The 20,442-nt window shown below is 67.4% G+C and carries 21 protein-coding genes; 9 read left to right on the top strand and 12 right to left on the bottom strand.

All coding sequences use genetic code 11. The features are described 5' to 3' along the window. Positions 1 to 620 (bottom strand): biotin/lipoyl-containing protein (locus FFS23_RS06535; RefSeq protein ID WP_137897940.1); only part of this gene is annotated, 620 nt, incomplete at its 3' end. A 111-nt stretch (positions 621 to 731) separates the two neighbouring features. Here FFS23_RS06535 and FFS23_RS06530 point away from each other — a divergent pair. Further along, positions 732 to 1,187 carry a universal stress protein gene (locus tag FFS23_RS06530; protein WP_038667032.1) on the top strand — a complete coding sequence of 152 codons (456 nt, stop codon included), beginning with the start codon at positions 732 to 734 and terminating at the stop codon, positions 1,185 to 1,187. A 59-nt stretch (positions 1,188 to 1,246) separates the two neighbouring features. Then, positions 1,247 to 2,533 carry a M20/M25/M40 family metallo-hydrolase gene (locus FFS23_RS06525; protein WP_137897939.1) on the top strand — a complete coding sequence of 429 codons (1,287 nt, stop codon included), beginning with the start codon at positions 1,247 to 1,249 and terminating at the stop codon, positions 2,531 to 2,533. 284 nt (positions 2,534 to 2,817) lie between these two features. On the opposite strand, the gene FFS23_RS06520 is transcribed toward FFS23_RS06525, so the two are convergent. The 4 genes from FFS23_RS06520 to FFS23_RS06505 form a co-directional block, all read right to left on the bottom strand. Further along, the gene (locus FFS23_RS06520) at positions 2,818 to 3,699 is read right to left on the bottom strand and encodes a D-alanyl-D-alanine carboxypeptidase family protein (RefSeq protein ID WP_137897938.1); all 882 of its coding nucleotides are present in this window, start codon (positions 3,697 to 3,699) and stop codon (positions 2,818 to 2,820) included. A 10-nt stretch (positions 3,700 to 3,709) separates the two neighbouring features. Beyond that, entirely contained in the window at positions 3,710 to 4,069 is a 360-nt protein-coding gene (locus FFS23_RS06515; protein ID WP_249340556.1) for a hypothetical protein, read from the bottom strand. A gap of 11 nt (positions 4,070 to 4,080) precedes the next feature. Further along, positions 4,081 to 5,547 (bottom strand): L,D-transpeptidase family protein, encoded by a 1,467-nt coding sequence (locus tag FFS23_RS06510; protein ID WP_249340555.1) that lies wholly within the window; start codon positions 5,545 to 5,547, stop codon positions 4,081 to 4,083. A gap of 291 nt (positions 5,548 to 5,838) precedes the next feature. Then, positions 5,839 to 7,332, bottom strand: a complete 1,494-nt coding sequence (locus FFS23_RS06505; RefSeq protein ID WP_052075808.1) for a replicative DNA helicase — start codon at positions 7,330 to 7,332, stop codon at positions 5,839 to 5,841. An 80-nt stretch (positions 7,333 to 7,412) separates the two neighbouring features. Here FFS23_RS06505 and FFS23_RS06500 point away from each other — a divergent pair, with 80 nt between their 5' ends. Genes FFS23_RS06500 through FFS23_RS06490 form a run of 3 tightly spaced genes read left to right on the top strand, consistent with a single transcriptional unit; the run spans position 7,413 to position 9,030 of the window. Then, complete coding sequence (locus FFS23_RS06500; protein WP_038662250.1) at positions 7,413 to 7,895, top strand: UPF0262 family protein; 483 nt, start codon at positions 7,413 to 7,415, stop codon at positions 7,893 to 7,895. Next, entirely contained in the window at positions 7,895 to 8,572 is a 678-nt protein-coding gene (locus FFS23_RS06495) for a GH25 family lysozyme (protein ID WP_137897936.1), read from the top strand. Before FFS23_RS06500 ends, FFS23_RS06495 begins: the two co-directional genes overlap by 1 nt. Next, on the top strand, positions 8,569 to 9,030 hold the full coding sequence (locus FFS23_RS06490; protein WP_038662257.1) for a cytidine deaminase: 462 nt from the start codon (positions 8,569 to 8,571) through the stop codon (positions 9,028 to 9,030). Before FFS23_RS06495 ends, FFS23_RS06490 begins: the two co-directional genes overlap by 4 nt. A gap of 278 nt (positions 9,031 to 9,308) precedes the next feature. Here FFS23_RS06490 and FFS23_RS06485 read toward each other — a convergent pair whose 3' ends face one another. From FFS23_RS06485 to FFS23_RS06470, 4 genes are all read right to left on the bottom strand, one after another. Next, complete coding sequence (locus tag FFS23_RS06485) at positions 9,309 to 10,394, bottom strand: RcnB family protein (protein ID WP_137897935.1); 1,086 nt, start codon at positions 10,392 to 10,394, stop codon at positions 9,309 to 9,311. Positions 10,395 to 10,510: 116 nt separating this feature from the next. Beyond that, entirely contained in the window at positions 10,511 to 10,993 is a 483-nt protein-coding gene (gene msrC, locus FFS23_RS06480; protein WP_137897934.1) for a free L-methionine (R)-S-oxide reductase MsrC, read from the bottom strand. A 279-nt stretch (positions 10,994 to 11,272) separates the two neighbouring features. Beyond that, positions 11,273 to 11,698: an alternative ribosome rescue aminoacyl-tRNA hydrolase ArfB gene (gene arfB, locus FFS23_RS06475; RefSeq protein WP_137897933.1), complete on the bottom strand. Its 426-nt coding sequence runs from the start codon at positions 11,696 to 11,698 to the stop codon at positions 11,273 to 11,275. 10 nt (positions 11,699 to 11,708) lie between these two features. Continuing rightward, entirely contained in the window at positions 11,709 to 12,377 is a 669-nt protein-coding gene (locus tag FFS23_RS06470; RefSeq protein ID WP_137897932.1) for an RluA family pseudouridine synthase, read from the bottom strand. A 46-nt stretch (positions 12,378 to 12,423) separates the two neighbouring features. Here FFS23_RS06470 and FFS23_RS06465 point away from each other — a divergent pair, with 46 nt between their 5' ends. From FFS23_RS06465 to FFS23_RS06455, 3 genes are all read left to right on the top strand, one after another. Beyond that, positions 12,424 to 13,188, top strand: coding sequence for a M15 family metallopeptidase (locus FFS23_RS06465; protein WP_137897931.1), 765 nt, complete (start codon positions 12,424 to 12,426; stop codon positions 13,186 to 13,188). Positions 13,189 to 13,204: 16 nt separating this feature from the next. Next, the gene (locus FFS23_RS06460) at positions 13,205 to 13,390 is read left to right on the top strand and encodes a hypothetical protein (RefSeq protein WP_137897930.1); all 186 of its coding nucleotides are present in this window, start codon (positions 13,205 to 13,207) and stop codon (positions 13,388 to 13,390) included. 349 nt (positions 13,391 to 13,739) lie between these two features. Next, a complete protein-coding gene (locus FFS23_RS06455) occupies positions 13,740 to 15,419 on the top strand; it encodes a hypothetical protein (protein WP_137897929.1) in 1,680 nt (559 codons plus the stop codon). Positions 15,420 to 15,998: 579 nt separating this feature from the next. Here FFS23_RS06455 and FFS23_RS20390 read toward each other — a convergent pair. From FFS23_RS20390 to FFS23_RS06445, 3 genes are read right to left on the bottom strand one after another with little or no spacing between them, the layout of a single operon-like run. Further along, positions 15,999 to 16,190 carry a hypothetical protein gene (locus FFS23_RS20390; protein ID WP_249340554.1) on the bottom strand — a complete coding sequence of 64 codons (192 nt, stop codon included), beginning with the start codon at positions 16,188 to 16,190 and terminating at the stop codon, positions 15,999 to 16,001. Beyond that, positions 16,178 to 16,411, bottom strand: a complete 234-nt coding sequence (locus tag FFS23_RS20385) for a hypothetical protein (protein ID WP_249340553.1) — start codon at positions 16,409 to 16,411, stop codon at positions 16,178 to 16,180. The genes FFS23_RS20390 and FFS23_RS20385 overlap by 13 nt, the downstream gene beginning before the upstream one ends. A 15-nt stretch (positions 16,412 to 16,426) precedes the next feature. Further along, positions 16,427 to 16,654, bottom strand: coding sequence for a hypothetical protein (locus tag FFS23_RS06445; protein ID WP_249340552.1), 228 nt, complete (start codon positions 16,652 to 16,654; stop codon positions 16,427 to 16,429). Positions 16,655 to 16,893: 239 nt separating this feature from the next. Between FFS23_RS06445 and FFS23_RS06440 the strand changes: the two genes are divergently transcribed. After that, positions 16,894 to 20,028: a TonB-dependent receptor domain-containing protein gene (locus FFS23_RS06440; protein WP_137897949.1), complete on the top strand. Its 3,135-nt coding sequence runs from the start codon at positions 16,894 to 16,896 to the stop codon at positions 20,026 to 20,028. Positions 20,029 to 20,442 lie beyond the last annotated feature (414 nt).

Genomic DNA, 20,442 nt, shown 5'->3' with positions numbered 1-20,442 from the left:
GTCGAGAGCGCCAAGCCCGTCGCGGCGGCGGGCGCTGCCGCGCCGGGCTTGGCGCTCTCGACGTCGGCCTTGACGATGCGGCCGTTCGGCCCCGAGCCGGTCACGCCCGACAATTCGATGCCCTTCTCGGCGGCGATACGGCGTGCGAGCGGGCTCGCCTTGACGCGTCCGCCCGATGCGGGGGCAGCGGCCTTGGGCGCCTCGCCGGTATCGGCGGGCTTGCCGTGATCCTCGGCCTGCGTGATCGTGCGATCGGCGGGCTCGGCCTCGCTGCCGGTCTTGTTGGGGTCGGCCGGGTTCGGCGAGGCTTCCGATTCCTTCGCCGCGGGGGCGGGCGTGTCGCTCTTGGTCGGCGCAGACACCGATGCGGCGTCCTCGCCCTCTTCGGCGAGGATCGCGATCACCGCGCCGACCTTCACATTGTCCGTACCCTCGGCGATCAGGATCTTGGCGATCACGCCTTCGTCCACCGCCTCGAATTCCATCGTCGCCTTGTCGGTTTCGATTTCGGCCATGATGTCGCCGGACTTGACGCTATCGCCTTCCTTGACGAGCCACTTGGCGAGCGTGCCCTCTTCCATCGTCGGCGACAGCGCGGGCATCTTGATCTCGATCGACATGCAGGTCCTCTTGCCTGGGGAGCAGGTGGCTCCCTTCGCGCTCCTGACGCGGGGGGTCAAGTCTTGCGCGCCGCTCGCCCACGCGGCACGAAGCGGAAAAGGGGCGAAATGATGCGTATCTATCTCGTGGTGGTCGATGACAGCCCGGAAGCGGAGATCGCGCTGCGCTTCGCCGCGCGCCGCGCGGTGAAGACCGGTGGCGGGGTCGAGATCCTCACCCTGCTGCCGCCGCAGGAGTTCATCGCCTTCGGCGGCGTCCAGGCGACGATCGAGGAAGAGGCGATGCAGCACGCCGAAGGACTGGTCGCGGCCGCCGCGGGCACGTTGGTCGAGGAATCGGGGCTGCGCCCGGCGATCACCGTCCGCCAGGGCGACGGCCCGAAGATCATCCGCGAGATGATCGCCGCCAATCCCGACATCGCCGCGCTGGTGCTCGGTGCCGCGCCGGCGGGGGCGCCGGGCAAGCTGGTCAGCCATTTCGCCGGGTCCGATGCCGGCGCGCTGCCGGTGCCGGTGATGATCATCCCGGGCTCGCTCAGCCGCGAGGCGATCGACCGGCTGAGTTGATCGTCGTCGCAAGGGCTTGAGGGGGTTGAGCGCCACGTCGCGGCGCGTCACACTGCCTGATGATCATCGCCCCGCTCCTCGCCGCCGCCGCGGTCGCCGCCGCGCCTCTGCCCTCCCCCAGCCCCGCGCGGCTCAAGGCCAGCGTCAGCGCGCTCGTCGGCTTCGGCACCCGCCACACCTTGTCCACCACCACCGATCCCAAGCGCGGCATCGGCGCGGCGCGCAACTGGGCGGCGCAGCAGTTCGAAGCGATCGGCCGCGACTGCGGCGGCTGCATCAAGGTCGAGCGGATCAGCCGGCGCTTCACCGGCCCTCGCGCACCGGACGGCGTGATCGTCGAGGACGTGCTCGGCATCCAGCCGGGCCGCGATCCCAACCGGGTGGTCATCATCGGCGGCCATATCGACAGCCGCGTCACCGACGTGATGGACGCGACCAGCGATGCCCCCGGCGCCAACGACGACGCCTCGGGCGTCGCACTCGTGCTCGAGACCGCGCGGCTGCTGTCGAAGCGCAAATTCGACGCGACGATCGTCTACGTCGCCTTCTCCGCCGAGGAACAAGGATTGTGGGGCGCCGAACTGCTCGCCGACACCGCCGCGACGCGCGGCTGGCAGGTCAGCGCGATGCTCAACAACGATATCGTCGGCAACAGCATCGGCCAAAGCGGCGTCCGCGACGCGAACCGGGTGCGCGTCTTCTCGGAAGGCATCCGCGCGTCGGAGGACCTGCCGCAGCAGCAGCGCCGCCGCGGCGAAGGCGGCGAGGACGACGGCCCCAGCCGCGCGCTCGCCAAGACGATCGACGGCATCGCCGATGCGATCCCCGGCGGCTTCGACGTGGTGATCGATCGCCGCCCGGATCGCTTCGGCCGCGGCGGCGATCACGAGCCCTTCCTCAAGCGCGGCTATCCGGCGGTGCGCTTCTCCGTCGGCGCGGAGAATTGGGACGCGCAGCATCAGGACCTCCGTACGGAAAAGGGCATCGTCTACGGCGACACGATCGACCGGATGGACTTCGCTTATCTCGCCAAGGTCACCGCGATCAACGCCGCGACCGTCGCGCGCCTCGCCGCCGCCCCCGCCGCGCCCGCGAGCGTCGGGCTGGTCGGCGATCTCTCGCGCGATACGCAGGTGAGCTGGGCGCCGGTACCGGGGGCGGTCGGCTATCGCATCCGCTGGCGCGCGAACGACACCGCCGCCTGGGCGAAGTCGAAGGACGTAACCGGGACGAACGCGACGATGCCGCAACTGCCGGTGGACGACACGTTCTTCGCGGTATCGTCGCTCGGCGCGGACGGCAGCGAGAGCCTGCCGACCTTCGGCGGCCGCGCCCCGCGGCGGTAAGGCCCCTCTCTCGTCATCTCCGGCGAAAGCCGGGATGACGAGAGAGAGCTATAGCATCGAGCCGTTCACGCGGGCCTGCCGTCTTCCAAGACCACCTCGTCACCCCGGACTTGTTCCGGGGTCCACCCGGCGGCTAGGAGAAAGCTTGATTCGACACCATTCCCTCGCGGACCGGTGGACCCCGGAACAAGTCCGGGGTGACGGATTCCATGAGGAAGCCGATCGGCCATCATAATCGCAGCCATATGCGATCGTCGTGAGTGACGGAGGGGAGGATGCCGCCCCTACCGCCCCTTGCTCAGCCATTCCTCCAGCGTATCCGGCCGCTCGCCGCGCTCCGGCGCGCGCTCCGGTTCGGCGAACCCTTCGGTCAGCATCTGCGCAACGCGGCGGTCGCGCAGCGCCACCGAGCGCTCGCCGATCACCACCGCGATCAGCCGCCGGCCGCCGCGCTTGGCCGAGGCCGCCAGCGCGAATCCCGCTTCGGCGGTATAGCCGGTCTTGATCCCGTCGGCGCCGGGATAGGCGCCGAGCAGATGATTGTGGTTCTGCACCCGCCGCCCCGCCCAGCTGAACGATCGCGTGCCGAAGGCGGCATAGCGACCGGGATGGTCGCGCAGCAGCGCCATCGACAGCCGCGCGATGTCCTGCGCCGTCGTCAGATTGGCGCCGGGCAGTCCGGTCGCATTGGTGAACGACGTATCCTGCAACCCCAGCGCGCGCGCCTTTTGCGTCATCATGCGCGCGAACCGGTCCTCGGTGCCGCCGATCCGCTCGGCCAGCGCCACCGCGACATCGTTGGCGGAGATCACCGCGACCGCGCGGATCGCCTCCTCTACCGTCATCGACGCGCCCGGCCGCATGCCGACCTTCGACGGCTGCATCGCCGCAGCATAGCGCGAGAAGCGCACCGCATCGCCCGGCCGCAGCGTCCCCGCATCGAGCGCGTCGAAGGTCAGGAACAAGGTCATCATCTTGGTCAGCGACGCCGGCCGGCGGACGATGCCGGCATTCTCCGCGAACAGCACCGTCCCGTCGCGCGCATCGACGAGGATCGCCGACACCGGCCGCGTCACCGCCGCCGCCGGCACCGCCGCGGCGAGGCCACCCAATAAGACCAGGGCGCCGCACCAGCCATGGACCGTGCGGCGCGTCACCATCGTCATGCCGCGTCCCTTATTGCGGAGCCTGGTCGTTCGGGACTGCGGTCTCGTCGCGCGCCGGCACCTCGTCGCGCGTCACCCGCGCGGTCATGCCGGTCGCATCGGCGTCGTCGAGCACTTGCGCGTCGGGCTTGATCGGCGCCTCGGGCGGCGGCTCGATCGCCGCGGCGGCATTGGCGTCCGGCGTCGGCTCTGGGATCGCGCTGGGCGTCTCGACCGGCGCGATATCGTCGGTCGCATTGGTCATCGGCTGGTCGAGGCCGAGCGCATTGTCGTCCATCGGCCCCTCCGGCTCGGAGCGCGAGCAGGCGCTCACCGCCAGCAGCCCGGCGGCCAGCGCCGCCACCGTCATCGTCCTGGTGCGAAAGCTCATCGTTTCCCTCGTCATCGTGCCGCAAGTGCCTGACGCGCCGAGCGCGCCTCGATCTTCGCCGCCAGCGTCCCGTCCCAGCCATAGGGATCGTCGCGGAAGTTCATCTGGCCGCTGCCGCTGGCGAATGCGGTCCAGTAGAGCAGATAGACCGATACCGGCTTGGTCAGCCGCGCGCGGACCGTATCGCCCTTCGCCACCGCCGCGTCGATCGCCTCCGGCGTCCACGCCGGATCGCCCTTCAGCAGCAGTTGCGCGAGGTCGGCGGGCTTCTCCAGCCGCACGCAGCCGTGGCTGGCGAGCCGGCTGAAGCTGGCGAACTTGGCGCGCGACGGCGTGTCGTGGAGATAGACCGAAAAGGCGTTGTCGAAGTCGAACTTGAACCGCCCCAGCGCGCTCTGGTCACCGGCCACCTGTTGCAGGCGGGTGCCGTCGATCACGCGGAAGCCGTTGCGCTTGAAATACCCCGGATCGCGCTTCTGCTTGGGCCACAATTCCTTGGTGGCGATCGAGGTCGGCACGTTCCACGGCGGGTTGATGACGATGCTGTGGATCGTCGAGGACAGCATCGGCGTCTCGTCGCCCGGCCGGCCGGTGACCGCACGCATCGACATCACCGGCGCGTCGCCGTCGAACACGGTCAGCACCGCCGCGGCGATGTTCACCTGGATGCGATCCTTGGGCAAGTCCTGCGGCAGCCAGCGCCAGCGTTCCATATTGGCCATGATCTGCCGGACCCGCGCCGCGGTCGGCACGTTCAGCGCCGCCAGCGTCTGCGTCGAGACGGTGCCGGTCGGGTTGAGGCCGTAGCGGCGCTGCGCGCGGCGCACCGCCTCGACCAGTTCGGCGTCGAACGTCGATCCGCTGGTCGCGACGTCCTTGTCCTCGACCGCGAGTCGCTGGCGCAGCGCGACGACGCGCGCGCCGGTGGCGCCGAAGCCGAGATCGGGGCCGCCCGCCAGCGTCGGCCAGCCCCCCGCCGCGGCAATGCCGCGATAGCGGTCGAGCCCAAGCTTCAGCCCGTCATAGCCGGCGTAAGGCGGCGGCAGCGCCGCGAACCAGGCGGCGATCCGGTCGCGCTTCACCGCATCGGCGAAGCCGGGCAGCGGATCGAACACCGGCGGGCGCAGCCCCCAGTCGCGCTGGAAATCCGTTTCGGCGAGCCGCCCGGCATGGACCGCACGGGCATGATCCAGCGCCTCGCGGACCAGCGCATCGCGCGCCTCGGCGGTCGCCATCGGCGGCGGCACCAGCGCCAGCCCCTGCGCCATCGTATCCTTGCCGAGCAGCTTGGCGAGCTGCGTCGCCTGCGCCTCGGACAGTTGCGGCAGCGGCACCGTCGGCATCACCACCGGCGGCACGACCTGGACCGCCGGCACCGGCACGGGCACCACCGGCGCCGGTGGCGTCACCTGTGCGGAAACCGGCACCACCGGCAGGAGCATCGCGGCCATCATCACCGCCGCAGTCGTTCGTCTCATCATATTCCCCCGGGCAAACGCCCTCGTGGAGTCCGTGGCACCGTGCACCTCGCTCTAGGCTGAACGGGATGGCGCTGACTACGGCAACCGCCTGATTATTTACGATATGGTTGTCGGGATCGTAACCGTCCCGCATCGACGCGGAGCCGACAAACCCGTCACCCCGGACTTGTTCCGGGGTCCACCCGTCCGCCAGAGCAGCGTTCGAGCCTCAAGCCGTTCTCCTCGCCGCAGAGTGGACCCCGGAACAAGTCCGGGGTGACGGGGAGAATGGGGCCAGTATACGCCCGATCAATAGCCCGCGTAATCGCTGAACTTGGTGATCGTCGGGTCGAATTTCAGCACCACCTTGCCGGTCGAGCCGTGACGCTGCTTGGCGACGATCAACTCGGCGAGGCCATAGACGCGCTCCATGTCGCTCGCCCATTTGGCGTGATCCTCGAACACCTTGGCCTCGTCGCCCTCCATCGGCCGCTTCGGCTCGCGCTGCCCGGTGTAATAATCCTCGCGGAACACGAACCAGACCATGTCGGCGTCCTGCTCGATCGACCCCGATTCGCGAAGGTCGGAGAGCATCGGCCGCTTGTCCTCGCGGCTTTCAACCGCGCGGCTGAGCTGCGACAGCGCCAGCACCGGCACGTTCATGTCCTTGGCCAGCGTCTTCAACCCGCGCGAGATCTCGGAGATCTCCTGGACGCGATTCTCCTTGCCGCCCTTGCCGCCGCTGGTCAGCAGCTGGAGATAGTCGACCACGACGAGGCCGATCTCGTTGTTGTGGCGCCGCTGGAGACGCCGCACGCGGGTATGCAGCGCGCTGATGCTGAGGCCGCCGGTATCGTCGATGAACAGCGGCAGCGTCTCCAGCTCCGCCGCGGCGGCGGCGAGCTGGCCGAACTCGGCCTTGCTGATCTTGCCCATGCGCAGCGATTCGGAGCTGATCCCCGATTGCTCGGCGAGGATACGCGTCGCGAGCTGGTCGGCGCTCATTTCGAGGCTGAAGAAGACGACCTTGGCGCCGACCGATTCGCTTGGCGGGATGCCGTCGGCCATGTCGCGCATCCAGCGCCGCGCCGCGTTGAACGCGATATTGGTGGCGAGCGAGGTCTTGCCCATGCCCGGACGGCCGGCGAGGATCATCAAGTCGGAATGGTGCATGCCGCCGATCTTCGCGTTGACGCTGTCGAGCCCGGTGGTGACCCCCGACAGGTGACCGCCCGAATTGAGCGCGCGCTCGGCCATCTTGACCGCCATCGTCGTCGCCTGCGCGAAGGTCTTGGTGGCATTCTCCGCGCCGCCGTCGCCGGCGACCTTGTACAGCTCCTCTTCGGCCAATTCGATCTGCGCGCGCGGATTGACCTCTTCGGACGTATCCATCGCCCGCTCGACGAGCGTGCGGCCGACGCTGACCAAAGCGCGCAGCATGGCGAGATCGTAGATCTGCGTCGCGAACTGGCGCGCGCCGATCAGGCCGGCGCCCGAGCCGGTCAGGCTGGCGAGATAGGACGGCCCGCCCAGCTCGCGCATCCCCTCGTCCGCCTCGAACATCGGCCGCAGCGTCACCGGCGTCGCGAGCATGTCGTTGACGCGCAGCGTCTTGATCGCCGCGAAGATGCGGCCGTGGACGGGTTCGTAGAAATGCGCCGGTTCGAGCCGGTCGAGCAGGTCGTCGGCGAGCCGGTTGTCGATCATCATCGCGCCGAGCATCGCGGCTTCGGCTTCGACGTTGCGGGGCAGCTGGAGCGGTTCGGCGGGAGTCGCCGGAATCGGGAATGCGAGTGTGGCCATGACGCCGATCATACCCCCGCGCGGCCCCGACGGACAAACTCGTAATTGTCGTAATCGGCATCGCCCACTATCGGACGACGATGGCCGACCCGCGGATCATCGACGTGACGCTCGACGAGCACAGCATCGGCTGGCGCTCGGCCGACGTCGAGCAAGAGCGGCGGATCGCGATCTTCGACCTGCTGGAGGGCAATCATTTCGCGCCCCAGCGCGTCCATGCGGACGGCTATGCCGGCCCCTATCGCATCACGCTCGAATCGGCAGAGGGGCGGCTCGGCATCCACATCCACCGCGAGGATCGCAGCCATCTCGAGACGCTGGTGCTGGCGCTCGGCCGCTTCCGCCGGTCGATCAAGGACTATTTCGCGATTTGCGATAGCTATTACCAGGCGATACGGGCCTCCACCCCGCAACAGATCGAGACCGTCGATATGGCCCGCCGCGCCGTCCACAACGAAGCCGCCGAAACTTTGCGCGAGCGGCTCGCCGGCAAGATCGACGTCGATTTCGACACCGCCCGCCGCCTGTTCACGCTGATCTGCGTGCTGCACCTGCGCGGCTGATGGCATCCTTCCTTCTCAAGGCAGCCGGCGTCCTCGTCGCGGCCGGGGCGATCGGCATCGGCGGCTGGAGCTTCGCGACCGGCTGGCATCCGGCCGCCAGCCAATATCCGCTGCAGGGCCTCGACCTGTCCGAGAATCCCGGCGCGATCGAATGGGGCACGGTGCGCGCGCGCGGCGCCGACTTCGCCTATCTGGTCGCCACCTCCGGCAAGGACCGCCGCGATCCGGGGTTCGAGGCGAACTGGTCCGCGGTGCCCGAGGCGGGGCTGCGCCGCGGTGCGGTCCACCTCTATTCGCTGTGCCAGCCGGGCGCCGACCAGGCGAATGCGTTCAACGCCTTTGTGCCGCGCACCGCCGACGCCTTGCCCGCCGCGGTCGACGTCGACTATCGCGCCGATTGTACCGCCCGGCCCGAACGCGCCGACCTCGTCCGCGAGCTGCGCACCTTCATCACGATGGTCGAGACGCACACCCGCAAGCCGGTGCTGCTGCGCCTCAGCAAGCCCGTCGAGTCGGACTATACGATTTCGGCGGCGATCGAGCGCCCGGTCTGGGCGACCGCCAATCTCTTCCCCCCCGCTTATGCCGCGCGTGCGTGGCGGATGTGGCGCGCGAGCGACATCCGCCGCATCGACGGCATCGAAGGCCCCGTGAACTGGGACGTCGTCGCACCATGACCCAAGACCCCATCGAAACCCCTGCCCGCCTCATCGCCGCCGCGCGCGAGGCGGCGCGTCACGCCCACGCGCCATATTCGCGCTTCGCGGTCGGCGCGGCGCTCCTGATGACCGACGGCAGCCTGATTACCGGCGCCAATGTCGAGAATGCCAGCTACGGCCTGTCGCTCTGCGCCGAGACGGTGGCGATCGCCACCGCCAGCGCCGCCGGCCGGCTGCGCGAGGTCGTCGCGGTCGGGGTGATCGGCGGCGCGATGGATGCGGACGGCCGCGCCACCGGCACCGCCCCGGTTAGCCCGTGCGGGCGGTGCCGCCAGGTGCTCAACGAGGCGGCGCAACTCGGCGGCCGCGATCTCGCGGTCCATTGCGGCGGGGCCGAAGGCGACGCGATCGCCAGCTACCGATTGTCGGAGTTGCTCCCGCACGCCTTCGGCCCGGCGGATCTTGGGATCGGCTAAGGCTCGACGAAGGCTGGGTCTCGTTGGGTGGAGGTTACGTGACGACGTACAACCACCTTCCCGACACGACCCTGACTTCGTGCAACGTCCGCAAAAAGACTATTAGTGCTCCCGCGCAGGCGGGAGCCCAGGAGTCACGCGCAAACATTCGGTGTCTTGCCTGACCCTGGGTTCCCGCTTTCGCGGGAACACTGGAGGGGGGACGCCCTTCGCCGGGGTAAATCGGGAGGCTCACGAAGGCCCAAGTATCCCGTCCGGTCAGCCGGCAGCCCGCACCATCACCGGCAGTTGCATTTCGGCGCCGGCCGCCACACCCGCCGCGTCTTGGTCCGCACCGCCGGACGCCGCGTATAGGTCACCGCATCCTCATAGGTTTCGGTGGTCGTCGTCGTCACCACCGGTGCGCTCTGCACCACGACGGTGGTCGAGGATGCGCCCGGATAATAATAGCCGCCGCGATAATAGCCGCCGCTGCCGCTCGACGTCGTCACCGTCGTCGTACCATCCGCCGAACGCCAGGCCTCCCCGCCCGGCGCGTAGCCGACCGGCGGGGGCGGCGGCGCGCGATCCGGTGCGACCGGCACGTCATAGTCGCGGCGATAGGCCGGCGGCGGCGGCGGCTCGCGCCGATCCTCGGCACGATCGATCGCATAGCCCGCGGCGGCGCCGACGCCGGCACCGATCACCGTCCCGCCGAGGCGGTTGCCGCGGCCGGCGATCACATTGCCCGCGACCCCGCCAGCGGCCGCGCCGACCACGGCGCCACCCAGACCATCGTCGCGTCGCGCATAGCTGCGCGGCTCGTAGCTCCGGTCGTCATAGCCGCGATCGTCGTAGCCGCGATCGTCGTAGCCGCGATCGTCCGGCGCATAGCCGTCGCCGCCATAACCGTCCCAATCGATGCCATCACGCGTGTCGAACACCGATCCGCGCGCGTCGATCAGCACCGCATCGTCGTAATAGCGCACCCAATTGTACCCCGGCATCGGCCGGCTCAGGCCATAGCCCTGCCAGTCGGTGACGTAAAAGCGCGGGGCGACCCAATAGCGCGGCAAGGCATAGCCGCGGTACGGCCGGCGATAGGCGCTCCAGCCGCCGGGCGCGTTGGCGCCGCCCCACCAGCGACCACCGACCTTGCTGCCCCAGCGCGATTGACCCGCGGGGGCGGCGACCGGCCGACGGTAGCCGCCGCGCGGCGCCTGCCACGACTGGATGGTCTTCGGCGGTGCCACGCCGACGACCGGCGCGGGATAGCCGGCCCCCGCGCGCGGGCCATCGGGACCATGCGCGATCACCCGCTGCGCATCCGCACCGCCGGCGGCACCCAGCACCAGGCCGGCCGTCGCAATCCACCACGTCCGCATCGTCTTCTCCCTGCTGCCCGTACGCCGCCCCCGACGCCGACGGTTAACGTCACATTAGCAATCAGCCTATCATTTCACCCCCGGAGTCGCCAGACCGCCGGCAGTCCCGTTTCGGATCAAAGGGTTCGGCTCGCCAACAACGCCGCGAGCGCCTCGCAGCCGGCGGCATCCTCGGCATCGAAGCGCGCGGCTTCCGGACTGTCGAGATCGAGCACGCCGACCAGCATTCCGTCTCGGACGATCGGCACCACCAGCTCCGACCGGCTCGCCGCGTCGCAGGCGATGTGACCGGGAAAGGCATGGACGTCCTCGACCAATTGCGTCGTCCGCGTCGCCGCCGCGGTGCCGCACACGCCCTTGCCGAGCGCGATGCGGATGCACGCCGCCTTGCCCTGGAACGGCCCGAGCACGAGCTCGTCGCCGACCAGCCGATAGAAGCCCGCCCAGTTGAGGTCCGGCAGATATTGCCAGATCAGCGCCGAGGCATTGGCCATATTGGCGATGGCATCGGGCTCGTCCGCGGTCAGCGCATCGAGTGCGGACAGCAGATCGTGATACAGATCGGCCTTCGAGCCGGCGGAAATGTCGAACTGATACATGCCGCGCGATGTAGGGGCGATACGGTGCAACGCATATAGTGCAGACCCAATTCCTCCCCGGCCACTGGAAGCCCTTGCATACGGGCGGTTCTTCTCAAGCTTTCTCCTTCACCCCGGACTTGTTCCGGGGTCCACCGGGCGGCAGGGGAGCGGTCCCCCCTCAAGCCTTCTCCTCGCCGCAGAGTGGACCCCGGAACAAGTCCGGGGTGACGGAAGGATCAAAAAACCACATTGCATACCGTCCGCCCCCTCATCGCCGCAACGAAGAGGGCATCGCCCCTACTCCACCCGCACCCGCCCGCGCCCGGCCTTCACGGAGCTGCGCCCCTTCTTCTCGTCGACCCGCCGCGCCTTCGCCGATTTGCTCGGCTTGGTCGGCCGGCGCTTCTTCGGCACGATGGTCGCTTCCTGGATCAACGCGACCAGTCGCTCGCGCACCTCGCGCCGGTTCATTTCCTGCGAGCGGTTGCTCTCGCCGCGCAGCGTCAGCACGCCGTCCTTGCTCAGCCGCGATCCCGCCAGCACGCTCATCCGCGCCTTGACCAGATCGGGCAGATTGGGTGAGCCCCAGACATCGAAGCGCAGCAGCACCGCGCTGTCGGTGGTGTTGACGTGCTGCCCGCCCGGCCCCGACGAGCGCGTGAAGCTCTCCTCCACCTCCCGCTCGTCGATCGCGATCGATCGCGTCACCTGGATCAGCGGCACGGCGGGTCGCCTAGTCCGCCGGCGCCGCCGACACGATCCCCGGCCACACGCCGAACCGCTCGGGCAGCGGCGCCTCGGCGACGATCGGGTCCTTGTTGGCGCGTGGCACGGTCAGCGCCGCCGCATGCAGCATCATGCCGCCCGGCTCGCCGGCGCCATAGACGGGATCGCCGACCACCGGCAGGCTGAGCCCGCTCGCGGCGTGGACGCGGATCTGGTGCGTCCGCCCGGTCGTCGGCCGGAACTCGACCAGCGCGCGGCCGTCACGCGTGGCGAGCAGCCGCCAGGCGGTGCGCGATGCCTTGCCCTTGGGGTCCTCGACGATCCGCCAGCCCTCCTCGCGCGTGCTGACCTTGCCGAGCGGCATCTCGATCACGCCCTCGCTTGCCTCCGGCACGCCAGCGAGGATCGCGAGATAGCGTTTCTCCACCTCGCCGCGCTCGAACGCCTGCTGGAAGCGCGCCTGCGCCTTGGGATTGCGCGACAGCAGCAGGCAGCCGCTGGTGTCGCGGTCGAGCCGGTGCACCGCGGTGGGCCAGCGCTGGAAGCCGAACTTCAGCGAATCGAGGTGATTCTCCAGACTGAGGGAGCCGTCGCGCGGTTTGTCGACCGGCAAGCCCGCGGGCTTGTCGATGACCAGAGCCTCGCCGTCGATGAACAATACGCGGTCGCCATGCATGAGAAACGCCTTGCCACTCCCTGCCCGTCCGCGCCAGAGGCGCGCGATGCGTCGCGCCGCTCTTCTGCTCGCCACCATGGTTCTCGCCGCCCCCGCGACCGCGCAGGTCTGCGCCGGCGCTTCGGCGAGCATGGCGCGCGACGGCCGCGTCTACGGCCACCTTCCCTACGGCGACGCGCCGCCCGACGAACTGGTGGCCGCGCCGGCTGGCTTCGCGCTCAACGGCTGCATGGTCCGCCGCGACATGATCCCCGATCTCGAGCGGCTGCTCGCCGCGGCACAGGGCGATCCGGCGGTGATGGGCCAGCTTCGCGCGCTCTCCTGCCACCGTTCGATCATCCGTCAGGCGAGCGTCTTCTGCCGCGAACATCCCGATGCGGGCGGCGATCCCGACGCGACCCGCGCGATTTCCGTCGCGCCGCCCGGCCACAGCGAACATTCGACCGGCTATGCGCTCGATTTCGCGGTCCGCCCGGCGAACGGCTGCCCCGATGCCGAGGCGTGCATGGCGGCGACGCCGGCGGCGCGCTGGCTGGTCGCCAATGCGCCGCGCTTCGGCTTCGAAATGTCCTTCCCCGGCGGCAACAAGCAGAATGTGAAGTGGGAGCCGTGGCATTGGCGCTGGGTCGGCACCAGCGCGACCGCGCCGGGCGCCGCCCGCGCGCGCTTCATCTTCGCCAAGGCACGCGCGCAATTTCCCGCCAACCCCGCGGTCGATGGCGCACGGACCATCGCCAGGGTGCTGCCGATCGTGTATGTCGCGCTACCGGTCTGGCCCGCGCCCGAGCCGAAGAAGAAGCGTCGCCGCTGACGCACGAGGAGGGTCCATGTTCGTCGACTTCCACGACCAACCACCCCCACCCCGTTGGGAACCCAAGCCGCCGCCGCGCCGCCTGACCCCGCGGCAACGCAAGACGATGGAGGTCGTCGTCGGCGTCAACATCGTGCTGCTGCTGATCGCGCCGCTCGGCGGTGCCACCATCCTGCAAGCGATCGGCGCGCTGCTGCGCTGACCGCGCTATGGACCAGTGCCCGCCCCTTCCGAACGGGAGGGCTAGCGCATATGGCTGCGGTGATGAGGCTCGACCGGTGTCCTTATGGGATTCGTCACCCCGGACTCGTTCCGGGGTTCACCGGGCCGCGAGAGAACGGCGTCGAATCAAGCCTTTCTCCCCGCCGCGGGGTGGACCCCGGAACAAGTCTGGGGTGACGGAGTGGGCTTGGAAGTTGGCGCGCTTCATATGCGATAGCCCTGCTTCCGAGCGGGAGGGCAAGGCTTGATGCCCAGACGGCCATGCCGATCGCCGACACGTCCCCATCCCATATTGGCTCCATGACCGACCCCATCACCTACTCCTCCGGGTGGCCGATCACGCGACCTTAACCACGCCCGGAATACCCCGGATCGTCATGGGCCGGATAAGTCTCATTGCGGCAGACGCAGCTCCGGGCACGGCGGCAAAAGCATGGCGGCGGCCAGCGAACCCGGTGATCGCGGGGTTTGCAGGCGTCGTGCTGATGATGGTGGTCGGCTGGCTGTCGGGGCAGGACTATAATTGGGACCTGCTGAATTATCACTTCGCATCGCCGGCATTGCTGTTGAGTGGGCGCTACGACGTCAATGTCGCGCCGTCGGGGCTGCAATCATGGTTCAACCCGATCGGCTATGTTCCCGCCTTTCTGGCGATAACGTCCTTGCCCCCGTGGCTGGCGTCAGCCGCGCTGGCGGCGGCGAGCGGGCTGAACGCGCCGTTGATCTATCTCATTGCCGACGCCGTCGCTGGAGATCTGCCGCGCGAGGCTCGGGTGCGGTCGAGCTGTGCCTGCGTTGCGATCGGGATGAGCGGCGCGATCATGTTCGGCGAGGCGGGAACGACCTTCCTCGATTCGACGCTCAGCATCGCCGCTCTGGGCGCGATCTACGCGGTGATCGTCGCCATGCGGTCCCCCGATCTCGCGAAAGCCCAGCATAGCGTCGCCGTTGCCGGAATCTTGATGGGCGCGGCGTGTGGGTTGAAGCTGACGAACGTGCCGTTGGCGATCGGCCTCGCTGGGGCCGTGACAGCCTGCGTGCTCGTTCGCAGGCTGTCACCGGCGGCGGTCGTCGCTTTGACGATCGGGGGCGCAGCCGGATTTGCGCTGACCGGGGGATGGTGGGCGTGGCGGATGTGGACGATGTTCGGCAATCCGGTGTTCCCGATCTTCAATCAATTGTTCCGGTCCCCGTTCGCGCCTGCCTCGCCGGTGATCGATACGACCTTCCTGCCGCGGGACTGGTCCGGGATCGTCACCTATCCCTGGCATTGGCTGATCGGCGACAGGACGCCGGGGACCGAAGTGCCGCTGGTCGATCGACGTTACCCCATCGGCCTGTCCGCTGCCTTATTGGTGGCAATTGGCTGCATCGTGCGCCGCGATGATCGGGACGGGCGGTCCAGCGCAGCGCTGCTGGTCGCGACGTTTGCCTTGGCCACCTATCTCATGTGGCTATTCGCCTTCGCCATCCTGCGCTATCTCGTGACGATCGAGTTGCTGAGCGGCGTGCTGGTCCTTGCAGCGCTCCGAATATTGCCGCCGGTTCGTGATCGCTGGACGCCGCGCGTGATGATCGTTGCGGCGGTCCTGCTGTCGATGACGACGCATCACGCGGGATGGGGGCGGGCACCGTTCACCGCGGACTGGTTCGGCGCGCGGGGAATGACGGCGGTTCATCGTGCGGGAACGGTCTATGTTCTGCCGGGTGATACGCCGCTCGGGTTCCTGATCCATGCCCTTCCCGACGACGCGCGCTTCGTACGGGTGGGCGGGACGTTTCCGCTGACACGTGGCGATTTGCTGGGCGCGCGGGCGCTGAGCATGATCCGGGCAGCCCCTTTCGTGCGATCGCTGGCAGAAGCACCGACCGACGCAGCGGGGATCGCAACGCTCAGCAGGTTCGGGTTGGCGATCCGACCGGGCACATGCCGCCCCATCCAAACAAAGACGGGACGCGTGGAAAGTTGCGAGCTTGCGCTTTCTGGCCCGGCAGGACGGTTAAATTAAAAGCACGCCTCGGCTCAGAACTCGGCTGGCTCATGCTCCGTGTCCGGCCACACTATCTGCGTCGGACCGGGTAGCGGCCGCTATTGCAACGCCAGTGGCGGCAACGAGCGATATGGGGCCTGATCAAAGATAGAAGACGCCCCGCCGTCCGTAGTGACACAAGCTGGCGGGGCGCCGGGCCGAATTGCCTTGGCGATCGCAATACCGTTATATGGTTAAGACCCGCCTAACGCATGTTTGGCGCCCTGCACGGAGCCCGCGTGAGCAGGGAACCACGCTGGCAATCACTGCATCGGGAACAGCGGGAACAAGCCCCCTCTCCTACAGGCGTGAACGGCTCGCGAACTTCGCAGCCTATTGCCGGATATACCGGAAATACCACATTTTAGGTGCTCAGCCCCGCTAAAGTCACGGTTATCTGGGCGTTGCATCACCATTACGATCAGCCCAAAAGATGCCGAACAATCACCCGCTAAGCACGCAATGCAATTTCGATGCTACGCTGATCGTAAGTTGTGCCGACGGCTTTCAACGTCGCGCAGCCGAGCCGTCATGCGCAGATCACTGCTCATCTAGCAATCACCGACACTCCCCCATCCCATACTGCCGCCAGTACCAGTCCCACCGCACGGCAGCCCCGGCAGCCCCGGCAGCGATGACGGCGCACGACAGCGACCGGCCGTCCGGCAGCGTGCAGCGCGCGACGATGCGGCTGTAGCTCTTGCCCTGTGGCTGGCAGGTCAGGCGCTTGCCGAGCGTCAGCCGCGACACGATGCTCTGAGCGTGTGCCGCGGCGCGATCATCGCAGGTATAGGCGTTGCGGCGCGCATCAGGCGGCGACGGAGTCCGGCGCTTTCGAAGTCCGGCGCCTGAATACCGGCCACGCGCTCCTTTTCGCCCGATCGGCACCATAGGGGGCCGTCGCCGTCATGGACACGGATCACGTCGCAGGTGAATGCCGGCAGCTTGGCGGCCAACATCATGGCGATCATCGGTCAGGCCGCAATTCAATCGCTCTCCGCGTCATCCAGCGCGGCGAAGGCATCGCCATCAGGTTGCTGTTTGCAGAGGTGAGCCCGAACCGCCTCCGGGTTGCCCTCGCGCGGAAAAGTACGATCAGCGCTAGCGGCTTCGGCTATGCCGTCCACCCAGTCTCCGCGGTCACGTTGCGTCAGCAACCACCTGCCAAACGCAACCTGCTGCCGAGCATCTTCATTTTGCCCGATCATGCGCATGCCTCCACCATGCCCCCCCCCTGCCAACGATCATATGTTCGGGATATGTTCCCAAGAATGCATATTGGCATCGGCCGCTTTCACCAGCTCAACAGAGGCAGACCCAATAGGGCAGAATCCGTGACAAGCTGTGGCGTGCCTGCAACAAGATGGCACCAGATACTCGCGCTGTAGAAACAAATCTTTACATCCCGCATCTCGCCCGACACCTTCGTTTGCGTCGGGGCAGGCCTCGACGGATGTGTGCGCCGCCAGGGGGGTGGCCGCCACAGGGGGAAATACCAATAGTGATCATCGCTTCTCGTCTTGCGCGGAAGGCTGCGCTTCTCGCTGCTGCAACACCCTTCGTGATCGCGCTCTCGATTACGCCATCGACCGCTCAGGCCAGTCCGGGGTCCGCCGCCACCGATCAATCGAGTTCGGCTGAGCAGCCTCAGACGCCCGGCAAAGTAGAGATTGATCGGCAACAGGCCGCGCCGACCACGCCGGACGCACAATCAACGCAGCCGGACGGCGATATTGTCGTGACCGGCTCGCTCTTCCGTCGTGCCGACACGGAGACGCCATCGCCCGTCACCATCCTGACCGCCGACACCATCGCAAAGGCAGGCATCACTACGGCAACCGATGCGATCCGATCGATCTCCGCCGATGGCGCGGGTTCGATCGGTACCGGCTTTCAGTCGGGCTTCAGCGCCGGCGGCTCCGCCGTATCGCTCCGCGGTCTGGGCGTGTCATCCACGCTGGTGCTGGTCGATGGGCTGCGTTCGGCCAATTTCCCGATCAGCGACGACGGCCACAATTCCTACGTCGACCTTAACTCGATCCCGTTCAGCCTGATCGACCGGATCGAAGTGCTGAAGGACGGCGCGTCGTCAACCTACGGCGCGGACGCGATCGGCGGCGTGGTCAACCTGATCCTCAAGAAGCACGTCGTCGGCCTGACCGGCACGGTCGAGGCGGGTCTGGCGGAGAAGGGCGACGGCGCACGCCAGCGCGCGAACCTGACGCTCGGCTATGGCGACTATGAGGACAAGGGCTTCAACGTATACATCAACGGCGAATACCAGCGCGACGGCCGCATCTCGAACCACAGCCGCGGCTTCCCGTACAATACGCAGGATCTGACCAGCATCGGCGGCAACGACCTTAACACCGCCGACCAGAACCTAACCACCGCCACTCCCAGTGCGGTCGTGGTGCGCGTGCGCCAGACCGACCTGAACAACCCGCTGGCGGGTTCGACGGCGGCGCTGAGCACGCAGTTCCAGACGCTGAACCTCGGCACCTGCAGCAACGGCACTTATCGGCAAACCAGTGCGGCGGTGAACGGCGTCGGTTGCCGTTACGATCTCGTCGATCGCTACCGTCAGATCCAGCCGTTGCAGGAGCGCTATTCGGTCAACGGCCGGATCAGCGTCCGCCTGAGCGATTCGATCGAGGGTTATATCACCGGCAGCTACAGCCGCAGCGATGTGAGCATCAGGGGCACGCCGTCGGCGATCCGTGCGACGCAGCCGTTTGGCGGCGCACCGGCAGCCGCATCGAGCAACCCGGGTGTCGTCCTGCCGGTGTACATCTGCACGTCGGGCATCAACTGTTCGGTGCCGGGCACGGCAGGTCGCCAGCTCAACCCGAACAACCCCTATGCGGCCGCCTTCGCCAACGATCCGAACAACGGTGCGGCGCGGATTTATTACCTGTTCGGCGACATCCCGGTCGGCAGCGACCGAACCAACGAGGTGTATCGCGGCACCGCCGGTCTGGACGGCAGCTTCGGCGAAGGCTGGAACTGGCGCGTGCAGGGCGCCTATGCGCGCGACGAGCTGGAGATCACGCAGCACGGCCTGATCAATATCGCCGCCCTGCGCAGCGCGATCAACACCGGCAGCTACAATTTCGTCAATCCGAGTCTGAACAGCCAAGCGGTGCGCGATACGCTGTCGCCCGACAAGACGACGCCGTCACATTCGACGATGGCATCGCTCGATGCGTCGCTCAGCAAGGCGCTGTTCGAACTGCCGGGTGGCTCGTTGCAGGTCGCAGTCGGCGGGCAGGTGCGCCGCGAGACGCTGGAGAACAACAATCAGAACGTCGCGCTCGACACCTATGGTCTGACGACGTCGTCGTCGTTCGGCAAGCACACGGTTTCGGCGGGTTACTTCGAGATCGATGCACCGATCCTCACCATCCTGGATGTCAACGCCTCGGGCCGTTACGATCACTATTCGGAAGGGTTCGGCCGCTTCTCACCTAAGGTCGGCGTTAAGTTCTCGCCGTTCAAGCAGTTGGCGATCCGCGGCACCTATTCGCAGGGTTTCCGCGCACCGACCTTCGCCGAGAGTGGCGTGCGCAGCCAATATGCGGGCTTCGTCACTTATACCCCGCCTTGTAATTTCATTCTGGCGCATGGCGGCACCGGCACCACAACGACGTGTAGCAGCAACGGCAATCCTTACGGCCAGTCCTATTCGCTGGGCCGCGGCGTCGCCGGCAATCCGGACCTTAAGCCGGAAACCTCGCGCAGCTTCACCGCCGGCGTGATCGTGCAGCCGGTCAAGTGGTTCAGCTTCACCGCCGACTATTACAACGTCAAGAAGTCGGACCTGATCGTCGCCGGGCCGTTGATCGGTGCGGCACAGGCGGCTTACTACAGCGCGAGCAACGTTGCGGCGGCACAGGCTGCGGTCGCCAACGTCGGTCCGGGCTATTCGGTCAATCTGGTCGATGCGCCCGATCCCGCATTCCCGGGCGCCCTGCCCCGCGTGCTGATCATCAACGTGCCGTTCGTGAACGCCGATTACTCGATCACCTCGGGTATCGATCTGGCGGCGACCGCGAACGTTCCGCTGGGTGAGGGTTCGACCTTCACCAGCCGTGTCGAGGTCACCCACCTGTTCAAGTACGACCTGCACACCAGCGGTGGCGTGCAGAAATATGCGGGCACGATGGGTCCGTACGATCTGTCGTCGGGCAATGGCACGCCGTCGTGGCGCGGCAACTGGCAGAATACGCTTCAGGTAGGCGCATACTCTTTGACCGCGACGACGTATTTCGTTGACAAGATCAAGGCAGTTGCAACCGACCAAGGCAATCTGTCGACCGCATGCACGGCGGCGCTGTACAAGGCGACCACTGATACAACCGGCGGCGATCGCTTTTGCTACGTCAAGAAGTTCATCAATGTCGACTTGAACGGATCGGTGAAGGTCAACGACGACTTCACGTTCTTCGTCAACGTCGGCAACGTGTTCAACGCGCATGCACCGGTCGCTCCCGCGGCATATGCGAGCGCGCCGAACTTCCTGACCACATGGCATTATGCCGGTCTGGTCGGCCGCACCTTCCGCGCGGGTGCCAGCTTCGGCTTCTAAAACAAGTGCGTCTTTGAGGGAGGGGTTTCCCCCTCCCTCATTTTTTTGTGCTGAGACTCGCGCGCCGGGAACACCGGGCCCCGCACCGTCATCTAGGCCGTGTATTGCTGCTGTAGCGCCGCAACATTTGCGTCGGACGGCGTGGCGGTCGCTATTGCATCACCAGTGGTGACAACAAGCGATATGGAATCTAGCCAAGGTAGGGAGACGCCCCGCCATCCGTAGTGACACAAGCTGGCGGGGCGCCGGGCCGAATTGCCTTGGCGAACTAGATACCGATGTATGGTTGAGGCCTACCTAAAAACGTAGGCTTGGCGCCCTGCCCTTGGCCCGCGTGGGAAAAACAAGGCTCCCGTCCGTAGTGACCGCCCGCCAGACTGAGCATCTGGCCACCTTCTGACAAGGGCAAGAAGG

The sequence above is a fragment of the Sphingomonas sp. 2SG genome (genome assembly GCF_005503285.1).
Taxonomy (GTDB): Bacteria; Pseudomonadota; Alphaproteobacteria; order Sphingomonadales; family Sphingomonadaceae; genus Sphingomonas; species Sphingomonas taxi.
This window is presented reverse-complemented; position numbering and strand designations above follow the sequence as displayed.